This is a genomic window from Sphingorhabdus sp. 109 (assembly GCF_902506555.1).
Taxonomy (GTDB): Bacteria; Pseudomonadota; Alphaproteobacteria; order Sphingomonadales; family Sphingomonadaceae; genus Parasphingorhabdus.
The window spans coordinates 3,457,731-3,479,032 of record NZ_LR732707.1 but is presented as its reverse complement, the minus strand read 5'-3'; the positions used below and the strand labels follow the sequence as shown (position 1 = coordinate 3,479,032).

The 21,302-nt window shown below is 53.2% G+C and carries 15 protein-coding genes and 7 pseudogenes; 16 read left to right on the top strand and 6 right to left on the bottom strand.

What is annotated here, in order from left to right:
* Positions 1 to 44 precede the first annotated feature (44 nt).
* The gene (locus BOSE62_RS16580) at positions 45 to 953 is read right to left on the bottom strand and encodes a DUF7146 domain-containing protein (protein WP_089132027.1); all 909 of its coding nucleotides are present in this window, start codon (positions 951 to 953) and stop codon (positions 45 to 47) included.
* A gap of 154 nt (positions 954 to 1,107) precedes the next feature.
* Here BOSE62_RS16580 and BOSE62_RS16575 point away from each other — a divergent pair.
* Positions 1,108 to 1,491, top strand: a pseudogene (locus BOSE62_RS16575) (lytic transglycosylase domain-containing protein); the annotation flags it as partial.
* Between the two features lie 146 nt (positions 1,492 to 1,637).
* Here BOSE62_RS16575 and BOSE62_RS16570 read toward each other — a convergent pair.
* A pseudogene (locus tag BOSE62_RS16570) lies at positions 1,638 to 1,916 on the bottom strand (transposase); the annotation flags it as partial.
* A 164-nt stretch (positions 1,917 to 2,080) separates the two neighbouring features.
* Between BOSE62_RS16570 and BOSE62_RS16565 the strand changes: the two are divergent.
* The 3 genes and pseudogenes from BOSE62_RS16565 to BOSE62_RS16555 form a co-directional block, all read left to right on the top strand.
* A pseudogene (locus tag BOSE62_RS16565) lies at positions 2,081 to 2,562 on the top strand (IS5 family transposase); the annotation flags it as partial.
* Positions 2,563 to 2,712: 150 nt separating this feature from the next.
* Positions 2,713 to 2,973 (top strand): annotated as a pseudogene (locus tag BOSE62_RS16560) (transposase); the annotation flags it as partial.
* A 79-nt stretch (positions 2,974 to 3,052) separates the two neighbouring features.
* Positions 3,053 to 4,150: an IS630 family transposase gene (locus BOSE62_RS16555; protein ID WP_089131732.1), complete on the top strand. Its 1,098-nt coding sequence runs from the start codon at positions 3,053 to 3,055 to the stop codon at positions 4,148 to 4,150.
* Here BOSE62_RS16555 and BOSE62_RS16550 read toward each other — a convergent pair.
* Together BOSE62_RS16550 and BOSE62_RS16545 are read right to left on the bottom strand one after the other, a co-directional pair.
* Entirely contained in the window at positions 4,147 to 5,766 is a 1,620-nt protein-coding gene (locus BOSE62_RS16550; RefSeq protein ID WP_201295699.1) for a class I adenylate-forming enzyme family protein, read from the bottom strand. The two genes, BOSE62_RS16555 and BOSE62_RS16550, sit on opposite strands and share 4 nt — an antisense overlap.
* Positions 5,767 to 5,782: 16 nt before the next feature.
* The gene (locus tag BOSE62_RS16545; protein WP_089132019.1) at positions 5,783 to 6,556 is read right to left on the bottom strand and encodes an SDR family NAD(P)-dependent oxidoreductase; all 774 of its coding nucleotides are present in this window, start codon (positions 6,554 to 6,556) and stop codon (positions 5,783 to 5,785) included.
* Positions 6,557 to 6,981: 425 nt separating this feature from the next.
* Here BOSE62_RS16545 and BOSE62_RS16540 point away from each other — a divergent pair, with 425 nt between their 5' ends.
* The 8 genes and pseudogenes from BOSE62_RS16540 to BOSE62_RS16505 form a co-directional block, all read left to right on the top strand.
* Positions 6,982 to 7,881 (top strand): IS630 family transposase, encoded by a 900-nt coding sequence (locus tag BOSE62_RS16540; RefSeq protein ID WP_089132020.1) that lies wholly within the window; start codon positions 6,982 to 6,984, stop codon positions 7,879 to 7,881.
* Positions 7,882 to 8,200: 319 nt separating this feature from the next.
* Complete coding sequence (locus tag BOSE62_RS16535) at positions 8,201 to 9,241, top strand: AraC family transcriptional regulator (protein WP_089132021.1); 1,041 nt, start codon at positions 8,201 to 8,203, stop codon at positions 9,239 to 9,241.
* Positions 9,242 to 9,399: 158 nt separating this feature from the next.
* On the top strand, positions 9,400 to 10,191 hold the full coding sequence (locus tag BOSE62_RS16530) for an enoyl-CoA hydratase/isomerase family protein (protein ID WP_089132022.1): 792 nt from the start codon (positions 9,400 to 9,402) through the stop codon (positions 10,189 to 10,191).
* Positions 10,192 to 10,235: 44 nt separating this feature from the next.
* Positions 10,236 to 11,486, top strand: a complete 1,251-nt coding sequence (locus BOSE62_RS16525; protein ID WP_089132023.1) for a thiolase family protein — start codon at positions 10,236 to 10,238, stop codon at positions 11,484 to 11,486.
* Positions 11,486 to 12,640, top strand: coding sequence for an acyl-CoA dehydrogenase family protein (locus BOSE62_RS16520; protein WP_236554109.1), 1,155 nt, complete (start codon positions 11,486 to 11,488; stop codon positions 12,638 to 12,640). The genes BOSE62_RS16525 and BOSE62_RS16520 overlap by 1 nt, the downstream gene beginning before the upstream one ends.
* A gap of 8 nt (positions 12,641 to 12,648) precedes the next feature.
* The gene (locus tag BOSE62_RS16515) at positions 12,649 to 13,782 is read left to right on the top strand and encodes a CaiB/BaiF CoA transferase family protein (RefSeq protein ID WP_089132024.1); all 1,134 of its coding nucleotides are present in this window, start codon (positions 12,649 to 12,651) and stop codon (positions 13,780 to 13,782) included.
* 3 nt (positions 13,783 to 13,785) lie between these two features.
* On the top strand, positions 13,786 to 16,191 hold the full coding sequence (locus BOSE62_RS16510; RefSeq protein ID WP_236554107.1) for a TonB-dependent receptor: 2,406 nt from the start codon (positions 13,786 to 13,788) through the stop codon (positions 16,189 to 16,191).
* Between the two features lie 267 nt (positions 16,192 to 16,458).
* Positions 16,459 to 17,153: pseudogene (locus BOSE62_RS16505) on the top strand (IS3 family transposase); the annotation flags it as partial.
* On the opposite strand, the pseudogene BOSE62_RS16500 reads toward BOSE62_RS16505, so the two are convergent.
* Positions 17,150 to 17,449, bottom strand: a pseudogene (locus BOSE62_RS16500) (transposase); the annotation flags it as partial. The pseudogenes BOSE62_RS16505 and BOSE62_RS16500 overlap by 4 nt on opposite strands.
* Between BOSE62_RS16500 and BOSE62_RS16495 the strand changes: the two are divergent.
* Positions 17,448 to 17,597, top strand: a pseudogene (locus BOSE62_RS16495) (integrase core domain-containing protein); the annotation flags it as partial. The pseudogenes BOSE62_RS16500 and BOSE62_RS16495 overlap by 2 nt on opposite strands.
* 326 nt (positions 17,598 to 17,923) lie before the next feature.
* Positions 17,924 to 18,589 carry a lytic transglycosylase domain-containing protein gene (locus BOSE62_RS17440; protein WP_236554105.1) on the top strand — a complete coding sequence of 222 codons (666 nt, stop codon included), beginning with the start codon at positions 17,924 to 17,926 and terminating at the stop codon, positions 18,587 to 18,589.
* Between the two features lie 23 nt (positions 18,590 to 18,612).
* Here the strand turns inward: BOSE62_RS17440 and BOSE62_RS17615 are convergent.
* Positions 18,613 to 20,249 (bottom strand): asparagine synthetase B family protein (locus BOSE62_RS17615; protein ID WP_443028814.1); only part of this gene is annotated, 1,637 nt, incomplete at its 3' end.
* A gap of 174 nt (positions 20,250 to 20,423) precedes the next feature.
* Between BOSE62_RS17615 and BOSE62_RS16485 the strand changes: the two genes are divergently transcribed.
* Positions 20,424 to 20,708, top strand: a complete 285-nt coding sequence (locus BOSE62_RS16485) for a lasso peptide biosynthesis PqqD family chaperone (RefSeq protein ID WP_159647804.1) — start codon at positions 20,424 to 20,426, stop codon at positions 20,706 to 20,708.
* A gap of 34 nt (positions 20,709 to 20,742) precedes the next feature.
* Positions 20,743 to 21,216 carry a lasso peptide biosynthesis B2 protein gene (locus BOSE62_RS16480; protein ID WP_159647803.1) on the top strand — a complete coding sequence of 158 codons (474 nt, stop codon included), beginning with the start codon at positions 20,743 to 20,745 and terminating at the stop codon, positions 21,214 to 21,216.
* Positions 21,217 to 21,302: the final 86 nt, after the last annotated feature.

The window sequence follows — 21,302 nt, the reverse complement described above, 5'->3', positions numbered from 1 at the left end:
ATCAGGGAAAAGCCCCCTTTCCTCTGGGTCACGGGTGGACCGGGTTAAGTGGAAGCTGCGATTGCTCGAAACAATTCGTTATTCCAGTCATCGCCGCGCTGACCGGGTCGGCGCGCTATAATCGACCGGTCGGGCATCTGAAAATGTTCACGGGCCTTGGCTTCGGCAAGGTCGCCGCCAGCGTCATGATCCACGAAGAGATAAAGCCGCTTCACGCTTTCCGGGATGGTAACGATCCCGAAACGCTCATTGCCCAGCGTCGCCCAGGTCGGAATGCCGGTAAGCTGCGTCGCGGACATGGCGCTTTCTGTGCCTTCCGCTAATCCCAGAACTCCATTTTTGGGTGGAAAAAGGCGCACGGCCCCGGTGCCGAGGGATCCCAGCGCGCGTTTGGGTTTTATGAAATCGGCCTGGCCTGAACCATCGGCAAGCAGGAAAGTGCGGTGAATGGCCATGATTTCAGCGTCTGTGCGCACCGCTGCCAGCATTGCCGGTAAAAAGCGGACATGGCCTTTGGGGCGAAGCGGCGTGCGTTCGAGGAAGCGCAATTCTGGGGAAGTAATACTAATCAGGCGCTTTTGGAGATAAGTCCGGGCTATGCTTCCCTGCAGGCGCTGAGCCTGCCGCCAGAGCCGCTGTGCATTGGCGCTTGGTTTTATCTCTTTGGGGTTTGCTGCGGGAATTGAAACGGAGCTCCCGCTGAACAGACTGCGTGCGGGCACACCTTGGCGCTCAAGTCCCGCAAGCACGTCTTTCTGCGGACATCCCGCGAAACAGTGAAAAAGAATCGCATTCCGGCCGATGCTAACTCCAAGCGATGGGGTATTGTCATCATGTGCCGGGCAGCAGCACATTCCTTTGCTATTTTTCCAATAGCCTGAAAATTTTTCACAAATCTGTCTGGCGGTATTCTCGAGGGATGACGTGGGATTAGTTAGGACGTTACGGGACATCGAGGAGTTCCTTGCATCTGCGCCAGTTCTCCCCTTCCCGGCAGCCTCCCCTCTTCAACACGTAAGAAAACGCTTTCCTACAGCTGTATGTTCTATTTATGTTCTCATCCGATTCGATGCAAGATGGAGATGAATTTTGGCAAAGAAGCTCTCAATGGGACTGCTAGCAATAGTGTTGTGTTCCAGCACGGCTTGGGCACAAGAAGCAAGTTTACCGGAAAGCAGCGGTACTCCCGAAACAGAAACTCCCGACAATCAGGCAGATGGAAATTCAACGTTCCAGCTATTCCAACACGGAATTTGGCATCCAGAAAATCCATTACAACCTGTCCCCAAAACATCGGCAGTTCATGACGGTGCCAGAACCAATCTACAAAAGAGAAAACTTACGCGGCTTAGCCGAACAACCTCCTCCAGACGGTCTATTTACCTAACCTCGATCCGGGCAGCCGAAAGGAAACATGCCCTTCCCTTTGGGTTGCTAGATGCGCTAATTTGGCAGGAATCGCGGTATAATCCGATGGCTGTTAGTCCAGCGGGTGCGGTTGGTCTTGCCCAACTCATGCCAGGGACAGCTTCGGACCTTGGGGTATCTTATGCTCCGCCGGTCGAAGGTCAGTATGGCGCAGCTCCGGCGCTCACTGACCGCATGACTCGACTGGACGTACCGGGCGATCTCGCGCTGCCGATCAGGCCTCAGACTTTTTTTGACAGAACATCCTGCAAAATATGCTTGTCCAGGCTGAGATCAGCAACCAATCGTTTGAGCTGCCGGTTCTCGTCCTCCAACTGCTTGAGCCGTCTCAACTCACCAACACCCAGCCCGCCGTAAAGCTTCTTCCAGCGGTAAAACGTCTGCTCCGAAATCCCCATCCGGCGGATTACCTCCGCCACCGGCGTTCCCGTCTCCGCCTGCTTCATCGCGTAGGCAATTTGTTCCTCAGTATATCGACTCTTCTTCATGGCACGCTCCTTCATAATCAGGGTTACAATACCGGAAAACTCTCATTCAAACTGGAGGAAAAAACAGGGAGGACGTCACGAAACATTAGGGTCAGGACCTATTAAAGGGATTCCCACCGCGGTATTTTTGTGATTCAATGGTGGCCTCAAAGGAGGTGCCACTGATGAGTGATCTGTTTATATTGAGCAAGGCGCAGATGCGCCGGATAGAGCCGTATTTTCCGTTATCGCACGGGGTTCCCAGGGTCGATGACCGGCGGATATTAAGCGGGATCATCTTTGTCATCCAGGGTGGTCTGCGCTGGCGCGATGCCCCCGCTGCTTACGGGCCACATAAAACGATCTATAATCGCTTCATTCGCTGGAGCCGCATGGGTGTGTTCAACAAGATATTTGCTGCGCTGGCCGCTACCAGCGATGCCGATGATGTGCTGATGATCGATGCCACGCATCTCAAAGCACATCGTACCGCTGCCAGCCTTTTAAAAAAGGATCTGTTTCCAGATATATCGGACGCACCAAGGGCGGCTTGAATAGCAAGCTCCATGCCGTGTGTGACGGGATCGGTAGGCCGCTGGTCCTGTGTTTAAGCGAAGGTCAGATGAGCGATCATATCGGTGCAAAACTTACCTATCCCGCGCTGCCGGATCATGCCACCTACATGATCGGTGTCGCGCGACAATCTAGGTGAAAAAGCGCCGTCAATCAGGATAAGAACTCACCTTTGAGGATGTTGCCTGCGGGCGTAGCCCGCAGGCAACATCCTCAAAGGTGACGGCGCGATCTTTAGGGACCGATCGGGGACAAAGGCTATGACAGCGACGAGTATCGCGCCGCCCTGCAGGCCAAAGGCATCACGCCGTGTATCCCGCCGCGAAAGGGGCGAATATTACCCGCTGACTTCGACAAAACCCTCTACCGGCAGCGTCACAAAATCGAGAATATGTTCGGGCGCCTCAAGGACTGGAGGCGTATCCACACCCGCTATGACCGATGCGCGCACACCTTCATGTCCGCCATCGCTATCGCAGCTACCGTCATCTTCTGGCTCAATTAATGAGTCCTGACCCTAGTCATCTGGAATTGAAGTAAGTATCATTGTATATGCTCTGTTTGAACAGACAGGAGCATTGGTAATGGTAGGCAGGCAGGCGGGTTTGGTCGTATTGAGCGGCGAGGACCGCTTTTTTCTTGAAGGGCAGGTTCGCAGGCACAAGGTGCCGCGCTCGTTGTCGGATCGATGCCGGATGATTCTGCTATGCGCGGAGGGATTGCAGAGCAAGGAAGTTGCGCAACGCCTCGGTGTCCACGAGCACACAGTTGGCAAATGGCGACGGCGGTTTGTACAGGATGGCATTGAAGGGCTGACCGACGAATATCGTTCGGGACGACCACGAACGGTATCAGATGCGCAGGTGGCTCAGGTGATCGAGCGCACGCTGAACAGCACGCCGAAGGATGCCACCCATTGGTCAATCCGCACGATGGCAGCCGAGACCGGGCTGTCGCACACTACCATCCGGCGGATCTGGTCTGCCTTTGGCCTGCAACCGCACCGCTCACAGACGTTCAAACTGTCTACCGACCCTTTGTTCGTCGATAAGGTGCAGGATATTGTCGGCCTCTATTTGTCGCCGCCAAACCGGGCGGTCGTGCTGTGCGTAGACGAAAAATCCCAGATCCAGGCGCTGGACCGTGAGCAACCGGTCTTGCCTATGGCACCCGGTGTGGCCGAACGCAGAACACATACCTACATCCGCAATGGTACGACGTCCTTGTTCGCTGCGCTCGACATCGCCACCGGCGCCGTGATCGGCAAATGCTACAAGCGGCACCGGGCCACCGAGTTCCTCGACTTCCTCAAGAGAATCGACGCCGAGATACCCGAAGGACCGGACATACACCTCGTGATGGACAACTACGCCACCCACAAGACGCCAAAGGTCAAGGCCTGGCTGGCGCGCCGCCCGCATTGGCATGTTCACTTCACGCCGACATCGGCATCCTGGATCAATCAGGTCGAACGCTGGTTTGCAGAGTTGACGCGCAAGCAGTTGCAACGCGGTGTCCATCGATCAACGGCAGAACTCGAAGCCGACATTGTCGCCTTCATCGCAGCACATAATGAAAATCCCAAACCCTACAAATGGGTCAAATCCGCCGACGAAATCCTCGCCGCCGTCAAACGCTTCTGTCAAAAAACAATGAGCCGAACTTCAGATTCAGGTGACTAGGCTATCTGCCGAGTATGCTTTTCCCAATATTTAGCCCTCACATTTTTGCGGAGAACCTTACCAACCGTAGTGGTTGGCAATTCATCCACAAAAGTGACCGTTTTGGGAGCCTTAACCGAACCGATCAGACTTTTTGCATGGTCGATCAGTTCTTGCTCGTGCACTTCCGTCACTCCATTTCGGATGACTTCTGCGTGGACAGCCTCCCCCCATTCTTCGTCAGGGATGCCGACCACGGCTGACATTGTTACACAGGGATGAGAATTAATTGCGGCTTCCACCTCGTTCGCATAGACGTTGAATCCACCTGTGATTATCAGGTCTTTTTTTCGGTCAACCAGATAGCAATATCCAGCTTCATCGGAATAGCCTAGATCGCCAGACTTCCAGTAACCTTGGAAAAATTCTTCCGCTGTTTTTTCTGGATTGCCTTCATAACCCTGGCATGTACCCCGGGACCGGAGATATAATTCGCCAACTTCACCCTGCAGCACGGGGTTGCCGTCATCATCGCAAATGGTCACCTCAACCCCCGCGTTCCGCCGTCCGGCCGATGCCAGCCTCTTTTCCGTCTGCGTATCTCCGACATGTTCTGCCTTGCCCAAAAACAGGGTCGCCACGAGATGTTCGGTGGAACCATATACTTGCATGAAAAGCGGACCAAATTTGGCAACTAATTTCTTGGCCTTGGCCGGACTCATTGGCGCGGCTCCATAGAAAATTGTTTTAAGCGTCGAGAGATCATATCTCTCAGCCTCCGGCATCTCCAGCAAGCGATAAGCGATTGTTGGCACAACAAACGCATGAGTGATCCGTTCTTTTTCAATGTGCTCACACCAGCGCTCCAGATCGGGCTGGTTCATAGTCACCGTACAACCGCCGCGAAACAAGGTTGGCTGCAACATCATACCGCTGGCATGACTCAACGGTGCGATATGGAGCATCCGGCTGTCTGGATCAAAATCATGACCTGGCAATGTTAGAAAGCTCTCTGAACAGGCCATAATATTGTCTGCAGTATATTTTGCGCATTTGCTATCGCCTGTCGTGCCGCCGGTAAAGCGCATCAAAACAATATGCGTTCTATCATCAATTTCTACGTCTGTATTATGTGTTGGAGCCTCTGCCAACAAGCTCGGCAGTTCCAATATACCATCCCTTTTTTCTTCCAGTCGATCAACCACCACCACTTGAATGCCGCGTTGCGTAAGTAGCTCAGCGTGGGTTTCGACTAAGGAATTTTCGATGAAAGCAACTTTAGGACCAGTTATCTCGACCTGTCTCATGTGGGTTTCTAAGCTGTCACGGAAATTACCATGGCAGCAGGTGGCCAAAGCTTTGGCTGCCGACCCCCAATGGAAAAGTGACAGATTGTCATTGTCGAGCAAACAGACGTATCGGTCGCCAGTGCCCAATCCCAACGGACCATGTAAGACGTGAGCAAATCGGTTGGTCAACTCGTGATATTCGCGAAAGGTTAATCGGCGCCCGCGTTCGATATTCACGATCGCTTCGCGATCACCGAATGTGTCGACCAGTCCTTGCATGATCCGGCTGTAGTTGAAAGACCCAGTAGAAAGCGTTTGTGTATTTGATGGAGTGAGTTTCGATTTCATTTCAAAGTTTCCGATGTTATCTGGCCCTCAGGCGCGTTGCAGCATCAAGCCGGATGGTCTCACCGTTTAAATAGGCATTTTCGACGATATACTGGCAACTATGGGCGAATTCACGCATATCGCCAAGCCGCTTGGGCGCCTCCACCATTTCGATGAGTGAAGAAACAATCTTTCCTCCCAATCCCATAATCATGGGCGTCCCGAACAAACCCGGGGCGATAGCATTGACTCGGATACCGTGGGCACCCAGTTCCCGCGCGGCGGGTAAATTGAGGCCAATGACACCGGCCTTGGATGCCGAATAGCCAGCTTGCCCGATCTGGCCTTCATAGGCCGCACCGGAAGAGACATTGATAACGACTCCACGCTCCCCGTCATTTTCTGTAGGGTTTTTGACCATCACAGCAACGCATTTGCTCATGACGTTGAACAAGCCGATAAGGTTGACATTTACCACTTTGGCAAATTTTGAAAGGTCGCAGGCATTGCCTTCGCGGTCGAGAATTTTTGTTGGTGCTGGTATCCCGGCCGCGTTAATGTTGATGTGAATAGTGCCAAATTTTGCAGCGGTCTTTTCGATCGCCTCCTTCGCCTGGGTATCATTAGTTACGTCAACATTATGAAATATGGCGTTTTCCGCCCCCAGTTCTGCACACAGACTCTGGCCTGCTTCCTCGTTCAGATCGAAAAGTGAAACTTTGGCACCATGTTCAACAAAGTATCGTGCAGTAGCGGCGCCGAGACCGGATGCCCCACCCGTAATGACTACTATCTTCCGTTTAAGTTGCATTAGTCATCACCCTCGCTAAATTATCGAAACGGTCCATTTTTATATTTCCACTTGTTTTAGATATAGCACCCGGGAAGTCGAATGCCGACTTTATGACCAATGCCGATTGACACGATCTCGCCGTAGAGCTGGATATTAATTTGCCTTCCCTACCCAGCAATTTAAAATTTTTACCGATTGACATTATCATTAGAGCTTTCGCTGAAATTGTTAGGCGCACTCCAGTTTGCCCGCCTCCAAACTCGATTAAATTTAGGAGCTTTGGCACAAAAAATCTTGGTGTAACATTGGTCAGACTGTGCCAATCTGTCGTCTTCGGGCACGCAACGCTATGCTCATAATTTCAGAACGATATACCCCGACTCCTTGAGTATCCGAAAAAATAGCGGTTGCGTTATAGTCGGGAAGCGATTCTGTATTGGGGCATGATCCGCAGTGGTTTTCTGAGCAAAGCAGAACGGCTTGAGCTACGAGCTCTGGCGCGGGATGGGCTGAGTGAAGCGCGCGCGGCGCGCCGTGCCAATGCGATCATTCTGCTGGACAAGGGATGGAGCTGCCAGGAGGTGGCGGAGGCTTTGTTGATCGACGATGACACGGCTCGCTCCTGGCACAGACTTTATGACGAGCATGGCCTGACCGGCCTTGTGGTCTTCGATGTTGGGGGCAGTCACAGCCGGCTTTCTGCGGAACAGGAAGATGCGCTGTTTACGTGGGTCAGCGCCAGCCTGCCACGCAACGCGCGCACGATCGGCGCGTGGATCGTCGACAGTTTTGGCATTGAGTACAGCCACGCGGGGCTGATCGCGCTGCTGCATCGGCTGAAGCTTTCGTACCGCAAGCCTGCGATGGTGTCGGGCAAGCTGGACGCGGCCAAGCAAGCGACGTTCATCGCAGACTATGACCGGCTGATGTGCGGCCTTAAGAACGACGAGGCAGTAGCGTTCGTCGACGCCGTTCATCCGACCCATCAGGTCCGTGCGGTGGGCTGCTGGGCACCCACGGGCGAGGCGGTAGCGATCACGCCCAGCAGCGGTCGTGACCGGGTGAATATTCATGGCGCCATCGACCTCGAGACCGGCAAGACCCAGATGCTCGATGTCCTCACCGTCGATGCGCAAAGCACGATCCTGCTGCTCATGGCGATCCTTGCCACCCATCCGTCGCGGCGGTTGATCCACGTCTTCCTCGACAACGCCCGCTACCATCATGCCCGGCTGGCGCAGGAATGGCTGGTCCGAAAAGGCCAGCGGATCAGGCTCCACTTCGTGCCGACCTACAGCCCCCACCTCAATCCGATCGAGCGACTCTGGGGAGTGATGCACTAAAACATCACCCATAACCAAGGCTACGCAACGGCGCGCGAATTTAGGGCAGCGATCCTGGGGTTCCTAACTCAAAACGTGCCGAAACAATGGCACGCCTTCCGCGATCAGGTCACCAACAACTTTCGCGTCATCAATCCCGCAGATTTTCGGATCCTGAGGTAGACGGGGTATAGTATGTAGACGGGGTATAGTATAGTGTCAGCGCATTGTTTTTAGGGTACGAGTATCCGCCCGAGGACATATGCTTGCTTATTATGTCGTTTGAAAAACTCGTATCAATCTCAATAAAAAATCTAGTGCTTGAAATAGGAGAGAAAAATTGGAGGGCGAAGCGGAATTCCCGACAGCTAAAGTGACAGTCATTGCTACGTGGCTGATCCACTTGGTTGCGATTGTTGACGAGTTCTATTCGGAGTTTGACACCAATGAAATTCTGCAAGAAGTAGGAATCAATCCTGAGCTTTTGAATGATCCCAATGCGCGTGTTCCTTCGTGGCAGGTGAGCAAGTTTTACGAGATTATTCAGAGAATTACAGGCGATGAAGCGATTGGCTTGAAGCTCGGCGCACGCCTTACACCGGGCTCCATGCACGCATTAGGATATTCACTGTTTGCCAGTCGCACTCTGAATTCTTTCTTCGTAAGATACGAACGGTTTTTCCAATTAATTTCGCAGGCGGGTAATGCCAGCACACAGATCCGTGATAAGCGGTTAGTTTTTTCGTTAACAATACGAGAAAAACTGCCTCCGACGAGGGAGGATGCATTTTTGGCAACTGTTCTGCGATTTGCAAGGATGGTTTATCGGTCAAACTTTTCGCCGATTTTGGTGCGTATGCCCCGACCTAAACCTAAATTCGCATCTGCCGAGTTTGATGATTATTTTTGCTGTCCCATCGAATATGGGTGCGAACGGCTCGAACTGCACGTCTCCGAATCCGATTCTAACCAACGATTGCGAGGGTTCAATCCAGAGTTTGTCCGTGCTCATGATCAGATTGCAACGGAATATATCGCCCGATTTGATGATGAGCAAATCATTCCTCGGATTCAGTCAGCCATTGTAAATATGCTGCCCGATGGTGACGTGTCGATCCGCACAATTGCAAGCGCACTTGGTATGAGCAATCGAAGCCTCCAACGGCAGTTACAGAATGAAGGTTCAACTTTTAACGCGGTGCTTGACGGTATGCGTAAATATCTCGCTATCCGGTATTTGCGTTCCGGACGTCATTCGATCAAGGAAATGTCCTATCTTTTAGGATATAACGACTCCAGCAACTTTTCGCGTGCATTTCGAAGATTGACCGGTCGGTCACCGCACGAGTATCTCGAAAAATCAAAGCTGAAATCCGAATAACAGCAAGTTTCAATCGTCCGATGGTTTTGTTGACGCTATTTTGGCGTGCAATGGCGAGTCAATCGCATGTCAAACGCAGGCTTTCGCTATAATTGTCAGTATTCGGCAGCGCAGTTGAATGCGTCTTTTGCCTTATCATGGACGGGATATGATGACCGATGGCTTATGAAACAATAAAATTTGAAACTCGCGATGCCATTGCCTGCATAACATTGAACCGGCCTAAGGCGATGAATGCGCTTTCGGGGGCAATGGTGGACGAACTTTCCAGTGCGGTTTCCGTCGTTGCAGAAGATGACGGTTTGCGTGTGCTAATCATAACGGGAGCGGGGCGTGCCTTTTGTTGCGGGGCGGATCTGAAAGGCGTTCTTGCCGAAGCCCAGGCAGGCAATGCGAAGGAATTTTTATCCTTTCTTGGTACTATCCAGGAGATATTCCACCAATTGCGGGAACTGCCTAAACCAACAATTGCGGCGCTGAATGGATTCACGCTTGCCGGAGGTCTGGAAATGGCTATTGCCTGCGATATCGTCCTTGCCGCCCGTAGCGCACGATTGGGCGACAGCCATTCCAATTTCGGTGTGCTGCCGGGTGGTGGTGGGGGCACGATCATGCCGCGGCTTATTGGTGAGAAGAAGGCTAATCTGCTGCTTTTTTCAGGTGAAAACTGGCCAGCGGAGGAATTTGAAAACCTTGGCTTCGTCAGCGCCGTCCATGACGATGAGAGCCTGATGGACGAAGCAATGAAGCTCGCCGATAATCTGGCGCAGAAAAGTCCCTTGGTTCTGCATCGCATGAAACAGATGGTGGCGGATGGTCGTCAGCTCAATCCGCGCGATGCGCTGACGCTGGAAACCCGGCTATTAGCAGAGCATTCCAAATCCGCCGATTTTCTAGAGGGCCTGTCTGCCTTTAGCGAGAAACGGGCACCAGAATATACGGGAAAATGATCGCGCCGGTTTTCCGGAAAAAAGATTAGAGGGAACTTTCGACAATGGAAAAGGCATATATAGTCGGTGTGGGCATGACAAAATTCGGCCGACACCCTGACCAAAGCATAAGGCAGTTGCTTGACACGGCCATTAGCACTGCTCTCGGTGATGCGGGCGGCCATAAGTCTGACGTTGAAGCGGTTTATCATTCAAGCTCGACACAAGGTTTCCTGCAAGGGCAAACATTCATTCCCGGGCAGGTGGCGCTGGGCCAGATTGGCCTGTCTGGAATACCTGTCTTCAACATAGAGAATGCTTGCGCGTCGAGCTCGTCTTCCTTCCATCTGGCCGTGCAGGGGGTTGGCTCCGGCATGCACGACATTATTTTGGCCGCCGGTGTTGAGAAAATGAATGTTCCTGACAAGAAAAAAATGTTTGCGGTGTTTGATGGCGCTTGGGACGTGGCCACGGTCGATGAAAATATTGAGCGCCTTGTTAGTCTTGGCAAAGGCATGGAATGCCCCGAAGGGTCCGAATCGGAACGGCCCTATAGTATTTTCATGAAGGTCTATGCGGCCTTTGGGCTCAACCACATGAAGCGTAATGGAACGACGCAGCGGCAGATCGCGGCCATCGCTGCCAAAAACCATGAACATTCGGTGCATAATGAATATTCGCAATATCGTCAGGCCTATTCGATTGAGGAGGTGCTGGCTGCGCCGCCTATTACCTATCCGCTGACCTTGCCAATGTGCGCACCCATTTCCGATGGTGCTGCTGCCGCGGTTATTTGCAATGAAGAGGGGCTGAAGAAGCTGGGCATGGACAAGTCCCGCGCTGTGGAAATCCTAGCTAGCGTATCGATGAGCGGCAATGCCGAAAGGACCGCTGACGAACCGGAAAACCACATGGCCCGGCTGGCGGCGCAAAAAGCCTATCAGATGGCTGGCCGTTCCCCCGATGATATGGATGTCGCCGAAGTCCATGATGCGACTGCTATCGGAGAGTTGATGCATGCGGAGAACCTGATGCTTGCTCCTCTGGGTGAGGCGGGTCCGGCGGCGGAACGCGGCGATTTTACGGTAGGCGGCAGGATACCCATCAACCCGTCGGGTGGATTGGAATCAAAAGGACATCCGATCGGCGCGACGGGCCTTGGACAACTTCACGAACTGGTTACGCAATTGCGCGGAGAGGCGGGCAAACGGCAAGTCGAAAATGCGCGGCACGCCATTCACGAAAATAGCGGCGGCCTGGTCGGTATCGAAGAAGGCGCAGCTGTAATCAATATTTTGGGAAAGGTGGAAGCATAATGAGCAACATTGGTTTCATGTTCAATGAAGATGAACGTCTTGCGATAGACGGTCTGCGGCGTTTTCTGGATGAGCGGCTTGAGCCGGAGTTGAAGGAGCTAGGCGATGTTTTCTATCCCAAGGAAAATATCCGTGAATGGATGATGCAGCTAGGGGAATTTGGCATTGTCAACGCGCCCCAGCCGGAATCGGATGGCGGGCTGGGCCTGTCCTGGCGCCTGCATGTACAGCTGATTGAAGAGCTGGCATATTCCTCCGGCGATTTGGCGATCGTCGCGCTGGTTAATGCCGCTGCCACGTCGATGCTCCTGAGGCTCGCGCCGGATCATATTAAATCACGATATGCCGGCCCGATGCTGCGCGGTGAGATAATAGGTGCGGTTGGCATATCGGAACCAGATATCGGATCGGATGTGTCGGGCGTCAAGACCCGCGCCGTGCGTGATGGCAATGACTGGATTATAAACGGAGAGAAAACCTGGATCACAAATGGAGAATATTCTGACTTTTTCATCTGTACATGCCGCTCGGATGAAAATCAGCTGACGCACATTTTGCTTGATCGGGAAGAGCATCCCTATGAGGTGCGCGGCATTCCCAAAATAGCACTGAACAGCCAGTCAACTTCACAGATATTTCTGAATGATGTGCGGGTGCCGGTCAGCAATACAATCGGCGAAATTGGTAGCGGGTTGAAAAATACACTGACCCTGTTTGAACGGGCGCGCATCCATGTCGCGGCTTGGGGCTATGGCATTGCCAGACGGGCACTGGAAGAATCCATTAAATATGCACAGGATCGCGTCCAGCATGGCAAACAAATTGCCGGACATCAACTGATCGCCGACAAGATTGCGACCATGGCAACCCAGATTGATGCTGCGCGATTGCTTGCGCTTCGGGCGGCATCTATGATTGACGCAGGTCAGCGCTGTGATGTCGAATGCGCTATGGCGAAATGGTACGGCACGGAAATAGCAGTGGAGGCTACGCGCCAGGCGGTTCAGATACATGGCGGCAATGGCCTAACGAAGGAATTCATCGTCGAGAGATTGGCCCGCGAAGCCATGATTACACCCATTCCTGACGGCACTACGGAAATTCAGAAGCTCTTGATCGCTCGGGGTTTGACCGGCATTTCCGCATTCCGGTGAATGGGACAATGACAATGGGACAGGGGCCGCTCAGCGGCATCAGGATAATTGAAATGGAGGGGATCGGACCGGGGCCCTTTAGTGGTATGCATCTGGCCGATCTTGGCGCCGATGTCGTACTGATCGAGCGCAAGGAAAAAGGTAGTGATCCCGGCTCGACAATGCCGATTGGTATATTGAAACGCGGGAAACGTTCCATTGCGCTTGATCTCAAGAATTCGGATGACCAAGAGCTGTTGATGAATCTGATCGAGGGAGCGGACGCTCTGATTGAGGGGATGCGTCCTGGTGTAATGGAGCGTCTGAACCTTGGTCCCGATGCCTGTATGAAACGCAATCCTCGGCTGGTCTATGGCCGAATTACCGGATGGGGACAGGATGGACCATTGGCACAGGCGGCCGGTCACGATCTCAACTATGTGGCTGTCAGTTCCGCCATGTGGTATGCTAGCCCTGCGGGCGGAAAGCCCCTGCCGCCGCCCGGCCTTGTCGGGGATGTCGGCGGCGGTGCCAATTACCTGACCATTGGTCTTCTGGCAGGGATTATCCGGGCGCGCACAACTGGCAAGGGCGATGTCATTGATGCGGCGATTGTGGACGGGTCGGCTCATATGATGAATTTGGTGTTCGACCTTTTGCCGAAGGGTTTGATGCAACCGGAACGAGGCCAAAGCGCTCTGGACGGAGCGCCCTGGTATAACAGTTACCGATGTGCTGATGGTCGATATATAACGTTAGGAAGTCTCGAACCAAAATTCTATTCGGTGCTACTGGATCTGTTGAACCTTACAGACGATCCCGTGTATGAACACCAGTTCGATAAGAACGCATGGGCCAATCAAGCCAAACGGCTAAGCGATTTGTTTGCTTCTCAACCGAGCGCGCATTGGTGCGAACTTTTGGAAGGAAGCGATGCCTGTTTTGGTTTGGTGACAAGCCCTACCGACGCTGCGGATCACCCTCATAATAAGGAACGCGGCATATTTGATGACAGTCTCGGCTTTAGACAAGCCATTGCTGCACCACGTTTTGCGTCTGTGTCCAACGATTTTCTTGGTGAGGCACCTTTACATAATGAACATCGGCAGGAATTGATTGACGAAATGGTTAGTGAGCAAAGACGGTGGATTGGCGCTCATTGAATAGTGGCATCAGTTGCACCGCTGATCAGTTTGTTTAAGTTCTGCATCTTAGAAGATTATAAAAGTGTATTAGGGGGAAAAATCATGCGATTTGTTTATTTGCGCAGTGCGTCCGTTATTGTAATAGCTGCGCTGGCTCTGTCGACGGCAGGAATGGCACAAGCTCAGGAAACAGATCAGTTAACCTCTGATCAAGATCAGTCATCCGGCGGTTTTACTTTTCTGGACGATGTGATTGTTGTCACCGGCACTAAAAAGGCTGGCGGTGAGAATGTGCAGGATGCCGCGTTGGCAATTACAGCCTATGGCTCAGAAACATTGGATGCTCTGCAAGTACGCGACATTTCTAGTCTTAGTTTCAAAATGCCGAATGTTGCACTTGATGAGGTCGGCACTACGAAAGGCGTTGCGAATTTTGCTATACGCGGCCTCGGAGTGAATTCATCGATTCCTTCGATCGATCCAGCTGTCGGTGTATTTGTCGACGGCGTCTATCTGGGGATAAATGGAGGCGTTGTATTTGACACATTTGATCTGGAAAGCGTGGAAGTACTGCGCGGTCCACAGGGCATTTTGTTTGGGAGGAACGTGACTGGTGGCGCAGTATTGCTAAATACCGCTGACCCTAAGAATGAATTTCAGACAACAGCAAAACTAATCGCCGAATCTGGTCTCCGCGGGACAGGCGGAAATTATTATGCCATGGGCACGGTCACCGGCCCGATTGTTGAAGACAAGCTGTCCGCCAAATTGGCACTCTATTACAATAAGGATGATGGTTGGTTCAAAAATACGTTGGCCTCCGGCGAAACAGAGACTTTTGGTGAGTCTGAAACAGTTATCGTACGCGCCGCAATCAAAGTAACACCTAACGATATTGGTAATTTCACCTTGAAATTTGAGCACGGTGAAGCCGATGGTCAGGGACCTGCCAACCAAAACCATATAAACGGACGTGGGGTAGAGGCGGCACCTTTAAATCCTCCGGGCACTTCCGGAAGGTTCAGCCGTGAGAGCTTTGATTTCTCCATTGATGAGCTCGGCTTTTTCGATACAAGTTGGAACCAAGTGATTGCTACGATCAACGTTGATGTCAATATTGGTGATGGCGGTTCTATTGTCAATGTTTTCGGTTGGCGCGAATATGAACAGACGGCTCGCAGCGACATTGACGGCACTCCACTGTCACTGTTTCATGGGGACTTTGCAACAAAGCAGAACCAGATATCGAACGAACTGCGATTTAATGGACGCTTTGGCGACATGGTCGATTTGACGACAGGTATCTATTATTTCTCACAGAAACTGGTATATACAGAAGGACGCGATCTGCTTGGTGCGCTGACGCCAACAGGCGTACCGGCACTGACACAGCATGGCGGTGGTATAGTAGATCAGGAGACATTCGGCGTCTTCGCCGCGGTTGACATAGACCTGACCGATAGTTTTTCGATCAACGCCGGTATCCGCTATGCTGACGAAACAAAAGATGCCCAAGTCGCATCACTCGTTAATAATGTGAATACCCCTTGTAATGTCATCGCGGGAACTTGCGCATTCGATTTCGTGGATATATTCCAAACGTCGAACTGGTCACCCAAGATCGGTATTGGCTATGAATTCAGTCCGGATGCACGAATGTACGCGCATTGGGCGCGGGCCTATCGGGCCGGTGGTTTCAACTTGCGTAATACAGCCGCTGATAAGGTTAATTTTGGACCTGGTCCGTTTCAGGATGAACAGATCGATTCCTTTGAGTTGGGCTTTAAGTCTGAGCCCATGCCGCGCTCGCGTCTGAACTTTGCGGTCTTCTATAACCAAATGGAAAGCCTGCAGCGTGAAATTCTCTTGACTGATCCGATTGCGGGTATCGTTCAGGTTATTCGGAACACTGCCGATGCTACCATCTGGGGCGTTGAGATCGACGGCCAGATTGAAATTCTTCCTGGCTTATTGCTTGAAGGTTCTCTCGGATATGTCGACGGTGACTATAAAAACGTGGTGTTTGACCTCAATGGCGACGGAGTAATTGATACAGATGATGCTTCTCTGCAGATTCCGCGCCTCGCTAACTGGACCGGTAATATCGGGCTGATCGCCGAACAAGAAATGGACTTTGGTACCCTAACTGGCCGGGTCGCCTATTCACATCGTGATGGTGCGGCGCTTACCGACAATAATCTCGGTTTTTTAAACCCATCTGACCGGATTGATGCCAGCGTTTCGTTCGCGCTCATGGATGGGGATATGACTTTCACACTCTATGGTAAGAACCTGACCAACGATGTGCAGCATGGCGGCGATACGCTGCTTCCGGACATCTTGGGGCCGGTACCGCTCGGCGGCACACTTGCGCCGCTTTCTCGCGGAAGGACATTTGGCATCGAGTTGAGGTTGAATAGCTTTTGATGCGATAGCATTGATTTCCGGGTCGGGCTGCTAAGTAAATATTACATTTCTCCTTTGCCGAAACGGCATCGCAATGTTTGCCGCAACCGATCCGGATTGAAAACGAATATGGGATTCGTTTTCCAGACAAAACTGGAGGTTTCTCTTTACGCACTTGTCACCTGACGGGTGTTGAAGAGGGGAGAGGTGGCTCGGGAAAACTGCACAGCGGGATAAGTGGATTTTCTGTCTAACGGCGGCCAAGGCGGCCGCATGACAGGAGCGTATATGAGCAGACGACCACGCCGGAACCACAGTCCGGCATTTAAAGCAAAGGTGGCATTGGCTGCGGTGAAGGGTGAGAAGACGCTGGCTGAGTTAGTGCAGCAGTTTGACGTTCACGCAAACCAGATCACGGCCTGGCGCACTCAGTTGCTGGAAGGGGCTGCGGGTGTTTTCGGATCGGACGGCGGTAGCGCAGCGGCAGAGCCGGCGATCGACGTAAAGACGATGCACGCCAAGATTGGCGAGTTGACGCTGGTGAATGATTTTTTGGCCGGAGCGCTCGGGAAAGCCGGACTGTTGCCGGGCGCAAAACGATGATCGATCGCAAGCACGCATTGCCGCTCGTGCGGCAGGCCCGGGAATTGAGGATCAGCCGTGGCAGCGTGTATTACCTGCCTCGGCCGGTATCGCCTGCCGATCTGGCGATCATGCGGCGGATCGATGAGCTGCACCTGGAGTTCCCGTATGCAGGCAGCCGAATGCTGCGCGATCTTCTGCGCCAGGAGGGCATCAAGATCGGCCGCCTGCATGTCGCCAGCTTGATGAAGAAGATGGCGATCGAAGCCATCTACCGCCGCCCGAACACTTCGAAGCCGGCTCCAGGGCATAAGATCTACCCCTATTTGCTGCGAGGACTGCCGATCGTGCGGCCGGGTCAGGTGTGGGCTACAGACATCACCTACATCCCGATGGCCAGGTAAACCTCCTCATACTTCACTGAACGCCAGAGCCGTTCTACAATGACGTTGCCGCGCCATGCACCCCTGCCGTCCATGCTGATGGCGATTTTTTCGCGCAGCAGCACGCTGGTGAAAGCCATGCTGGTGAACTGACTGCCCTGGTCGGTGTTGAATATCTCAGGGTTGCCATAGCGGGCCAGTGCTTCTTCCAGGGCCTCGACGCAAAAATCAGCCTCCATCGTGATCGATAGTCGCCATGAGAGAACCTTGCGACTGAACCAGTCGACGATGGCAACGAGATAGACAAAACCCTTGCACGCCTATGGCGGGGTCAGCGAAGCCCGGTCGTCGATCGGCAGGTATCTGGGCTTTTACAATGGGAGAAGACCGCATTCGAGCCTTGCCGCCAAGACGCCCGATCAAACATATTTTGACAACCTACCTGTGAAAATGGCAGCATGAATTTGGCAACCGATATGGGGTGTCATTCCGGTCGGGCTACGCCCTCCCTGCATGACACCCCATATCGGAATATTGAGGAAACAAACGGCAGACGATCCGCTTATCTTTTGCCAATCGCTGTGCAAACAAACCGAGCCACCTCTGTATTCTCGATGGATGATGTGGGATTAGTTAGGACGTTACGGGACATTGAGGAGTTCCTTGCATCTGCGCCAGTTCTCCCCTTCCCGGCAGCCTCCCCTCTTCAACACGTAAGAAAACACTTTCCTACAGCTATATGTTCTATTTATGTTCTCATCCGATTCGATACAAGATGGAGATGAATTTTGGCAAAGATGCTATCAATAGGGCTGCTTACGATTACGCTGTGCTCGAGCGTGGCATGGGCACAAGATGTGAGTTTACAGGAAAGCAATGGCGGTCCTACAACGGAACTTGGGGATCAGCAGGCCGATGAAAATTCAACGTTTCAGCTATTCCAGCATGGAATTTGGCAGCCAGCAAATCCATTGCAAACCATCCCCAGAACATCTGCAGTTCATGATGATGCCAGAACCAATCTACAAAAGAGAAAGCTTTCAAGGCTCAGCCGAACTGCTTCGTCCAGGCGGACTATCTATATATCCTCCATCCGGGCAGCGGAAAGGAAACACGCCCTCCCCTTTGGGTTGCTCGACGCTCTAATTTGGCAGGAATCACGGTATAATCCAATGGCTGTAAGCCCAGCGGGTGCTGTTGGTCTGGCCCAACTTATGCCAGGAACAGCTTCGGACCTTGGGGTACGCAATCGCTATGACCCTGTGGCCAACATTAACGGCGGTGCCCGCTATTTAAGGCAAATGTTGGACAAATTTGGCGGAATTCACTTGGCGCTAGCGGCATATAATGCCGGACCGAATGCGGTGCAGCGAGCCAAAGGTATTCCTCGATATCGGGAAACCCGCGACTACGTGAAGAAGGTTCTAGCGCGCTGGACAGAATCGGGACTGTAGGACAGAGAACACTTGATTGTAGNCGTTTCCACGCCACCCGATCCGGCACCGTTCCGGTGATGGCCCGGCGATGCAAATAGCGCCCCATCCCGCCCGGCCACTCCCGTTCGACAATCGGCGTGGACAGATATTGCTGCACCAGCCGTTTGTCCCAGAGCGGCCAGCGATAGTCGATGCCATAGGATGCTGCCATCAATGTGCAATTCTCGAGCCGCGTCGGAACATAGGCCATCTTCAACAATCCGCCGATGATCCAGTCATTATGTTTGCGATGGACAGCATCATAGCGGGCGGTTTCCATATATTGCCGATGTAGGTCATAGCGGGCGACAATCTCGTCGCGCAAAGGCTGCTCGGGCCATCTTTCCTTCCAGGCGGCAAGGAAGGTCGGATTGTATCCGTCGTTTTTCCGCTCGGCATAGATCCGCCTGAGCAGCCGATATATCCGCATCGGCAAATTGCCCTTCATCACCTCTATCGCGGCCTTGTAGGCGCCCTTGTCGACCAGTTCCCTCTGGATATGGTTGGCATAGTTGGTGACCACTTCATCGCCACCATAGCCGGAGAATAATGTCCTGATGCCGTAAATTTGACATTGATCATAGAAAGGCCGGTGGGTCGTCGCATTGCCATGCTCTTCCGGATAGCCGAGAATTTCCAGATCCTCCCGGATATGCTCGTCCGCATAGTTGATCTGCCCGTAATTGGATGTGTTGATATGGTTGTGGACGATTGACACAGCCTGGCTGGTTTCCAGGATATGGGCGGGTTCCTCTTCTGAAAGCGCGAAGCCGAAACTGTGCAGACGGTCCCCCGGCACGCCAAGAAATTTCCCAAGATATGCGGTGATTGTCGCGGAATCGATTCCGCCACTATTCTCCGTCCCGAGCGGATAATCGCTGACCATCTGGGAGCGCATCGTCTCCTCGAGAATTTCGCGATAGGCCTCGACACGCGCCGGGTCGCGGGTGAACACATCCGGCGCATCATCCCGCCAATGATGGTAGCGCCGCAATTCCGGCTGGCCATTGCCGATGCTGAGCGAATGGCCGCCCGGCAATTTCATGATTTCGTGAAAAGCCGTGCGATCCTGGCTTTTTGACTGGCCGATAACATAGCGCGCAATCCAGCCGGGATCGGGCGTGGGCCGGGCATTTTTCAGCTTGAGCAACGCCGCCGGCGTAGAAGCGAAGACCAGACCCTGTGCATACGGCCAGTAGTAGAAGGGTTTTATGCCGATCGGATCGCGAGCCAGAAATGCCGTGCGCTTTTCGCTATCTATGATCGCCAGCGCGAAGTCACCGGCCAGCTTTTCCGGCAGGCTCTCTCCCCATGCAAGCCAGCCGGCAAGAACCAGCCGGGCGTCGGGCGTTTCATCAAGCGGCCGGTCCAGCGCCAGCTGTGCCGCCAGTTCGTCACGATTGTCCAGCCGCCCCCAGAAGGCGACGCGGAACCGGTCTGCCACCAAGGGTACTGCATCGATATGATGCGACGAAGGCGTGTTATATATATCCGCCTCAACCAGCAGGCTGTGTTCGTCGCGCCGGAAACCGCTCACATCCGGTTTACAGCGGGGATAAAGGGCGGAAATCCAGACCTCCGGCGCAACCCATGCTTCGACCGGCGGAGAATTGTCATAGCAAAGCAGACCGGCAAACATAGATCGGGGCACACCTGTATTGATTATTCCCGCGAGACAACTAGGGCGATATCTGCTTGCATGCCAGCGCTTTTCACGTCCCGCTACCGCTCCTTCTCGCTCGCCGCTCGTATTGATTGCCAGCCAGACTTGGCTTTGATATTGCGATAGCAAATCCAACCATATGAGGCTTTTATGAGCGAATTAAACTTCGATAGTGTCGTCCAGCGCAATCCTGAAATGGTGTCCGCCGACATGGATGGCGAAATGGTAATGATGAGTATCGAAGACAGCGCCTATTATGGATTGAATGCGGTGGGCTCCGATCTGTGGGAAGCCATGGAAAAACCTGTCAGCGTGACCGCCCTGTGCGATCGGGTTACCGAAAATTTCGACATCGACCTTGCTACCTGCCGGAGCGACGTCATGGAATTACTGACCGATTTGCGCGCACGCAATCTGGTGCAACTGGCAGCGTAGCGGAAGGGAGGGTTTCTCTCCGGTTGCAACGGACATGATCAAAACCCTGAAACGAAAATTTGATACGGCTACGCAGATGCCGCTGCTATTCTACCTCTGGCTCGGCCCTGCATGGGTGCTGCTGGGGCTGAGCCGGCTGGTCATTCTCACGGTGACGTTCAAGCGTTTCGCGCACTGGCTCGGGCTGCACGATGGCCTCGCCCCGCGCACCCCCTTGACCACGGCAGAACAGGCAAAACGCGCACGAGCGATCAGCAGCGCCATCATTGTCGCGGCCAAATTTGCGCCATGGAAGGCCAACTGCTTTCCCCAGGCGATCACCGCCCGGCTGATTCTGGGCCTGTATGATATCCCCTATGCCCTCTTTTTCGGCGTGACGCGTAGCAAGCAGGAGGAAGACAGGGGTGCGATCAAGGCCCATGCATGGGTTGTATCAGGCCGGGTAAATGTCACGGGTGGGCGCAGCTTCGGACAATTCACATCGGTAGGCTGTTTCGTATCGAAATAGACCGGCTGCAGCTAGCCACCCTGCGGACAATATCCCGTTATCGCTGTCCCACCGGCACGGGATCGGGCAACCCTGCTCAATGGATT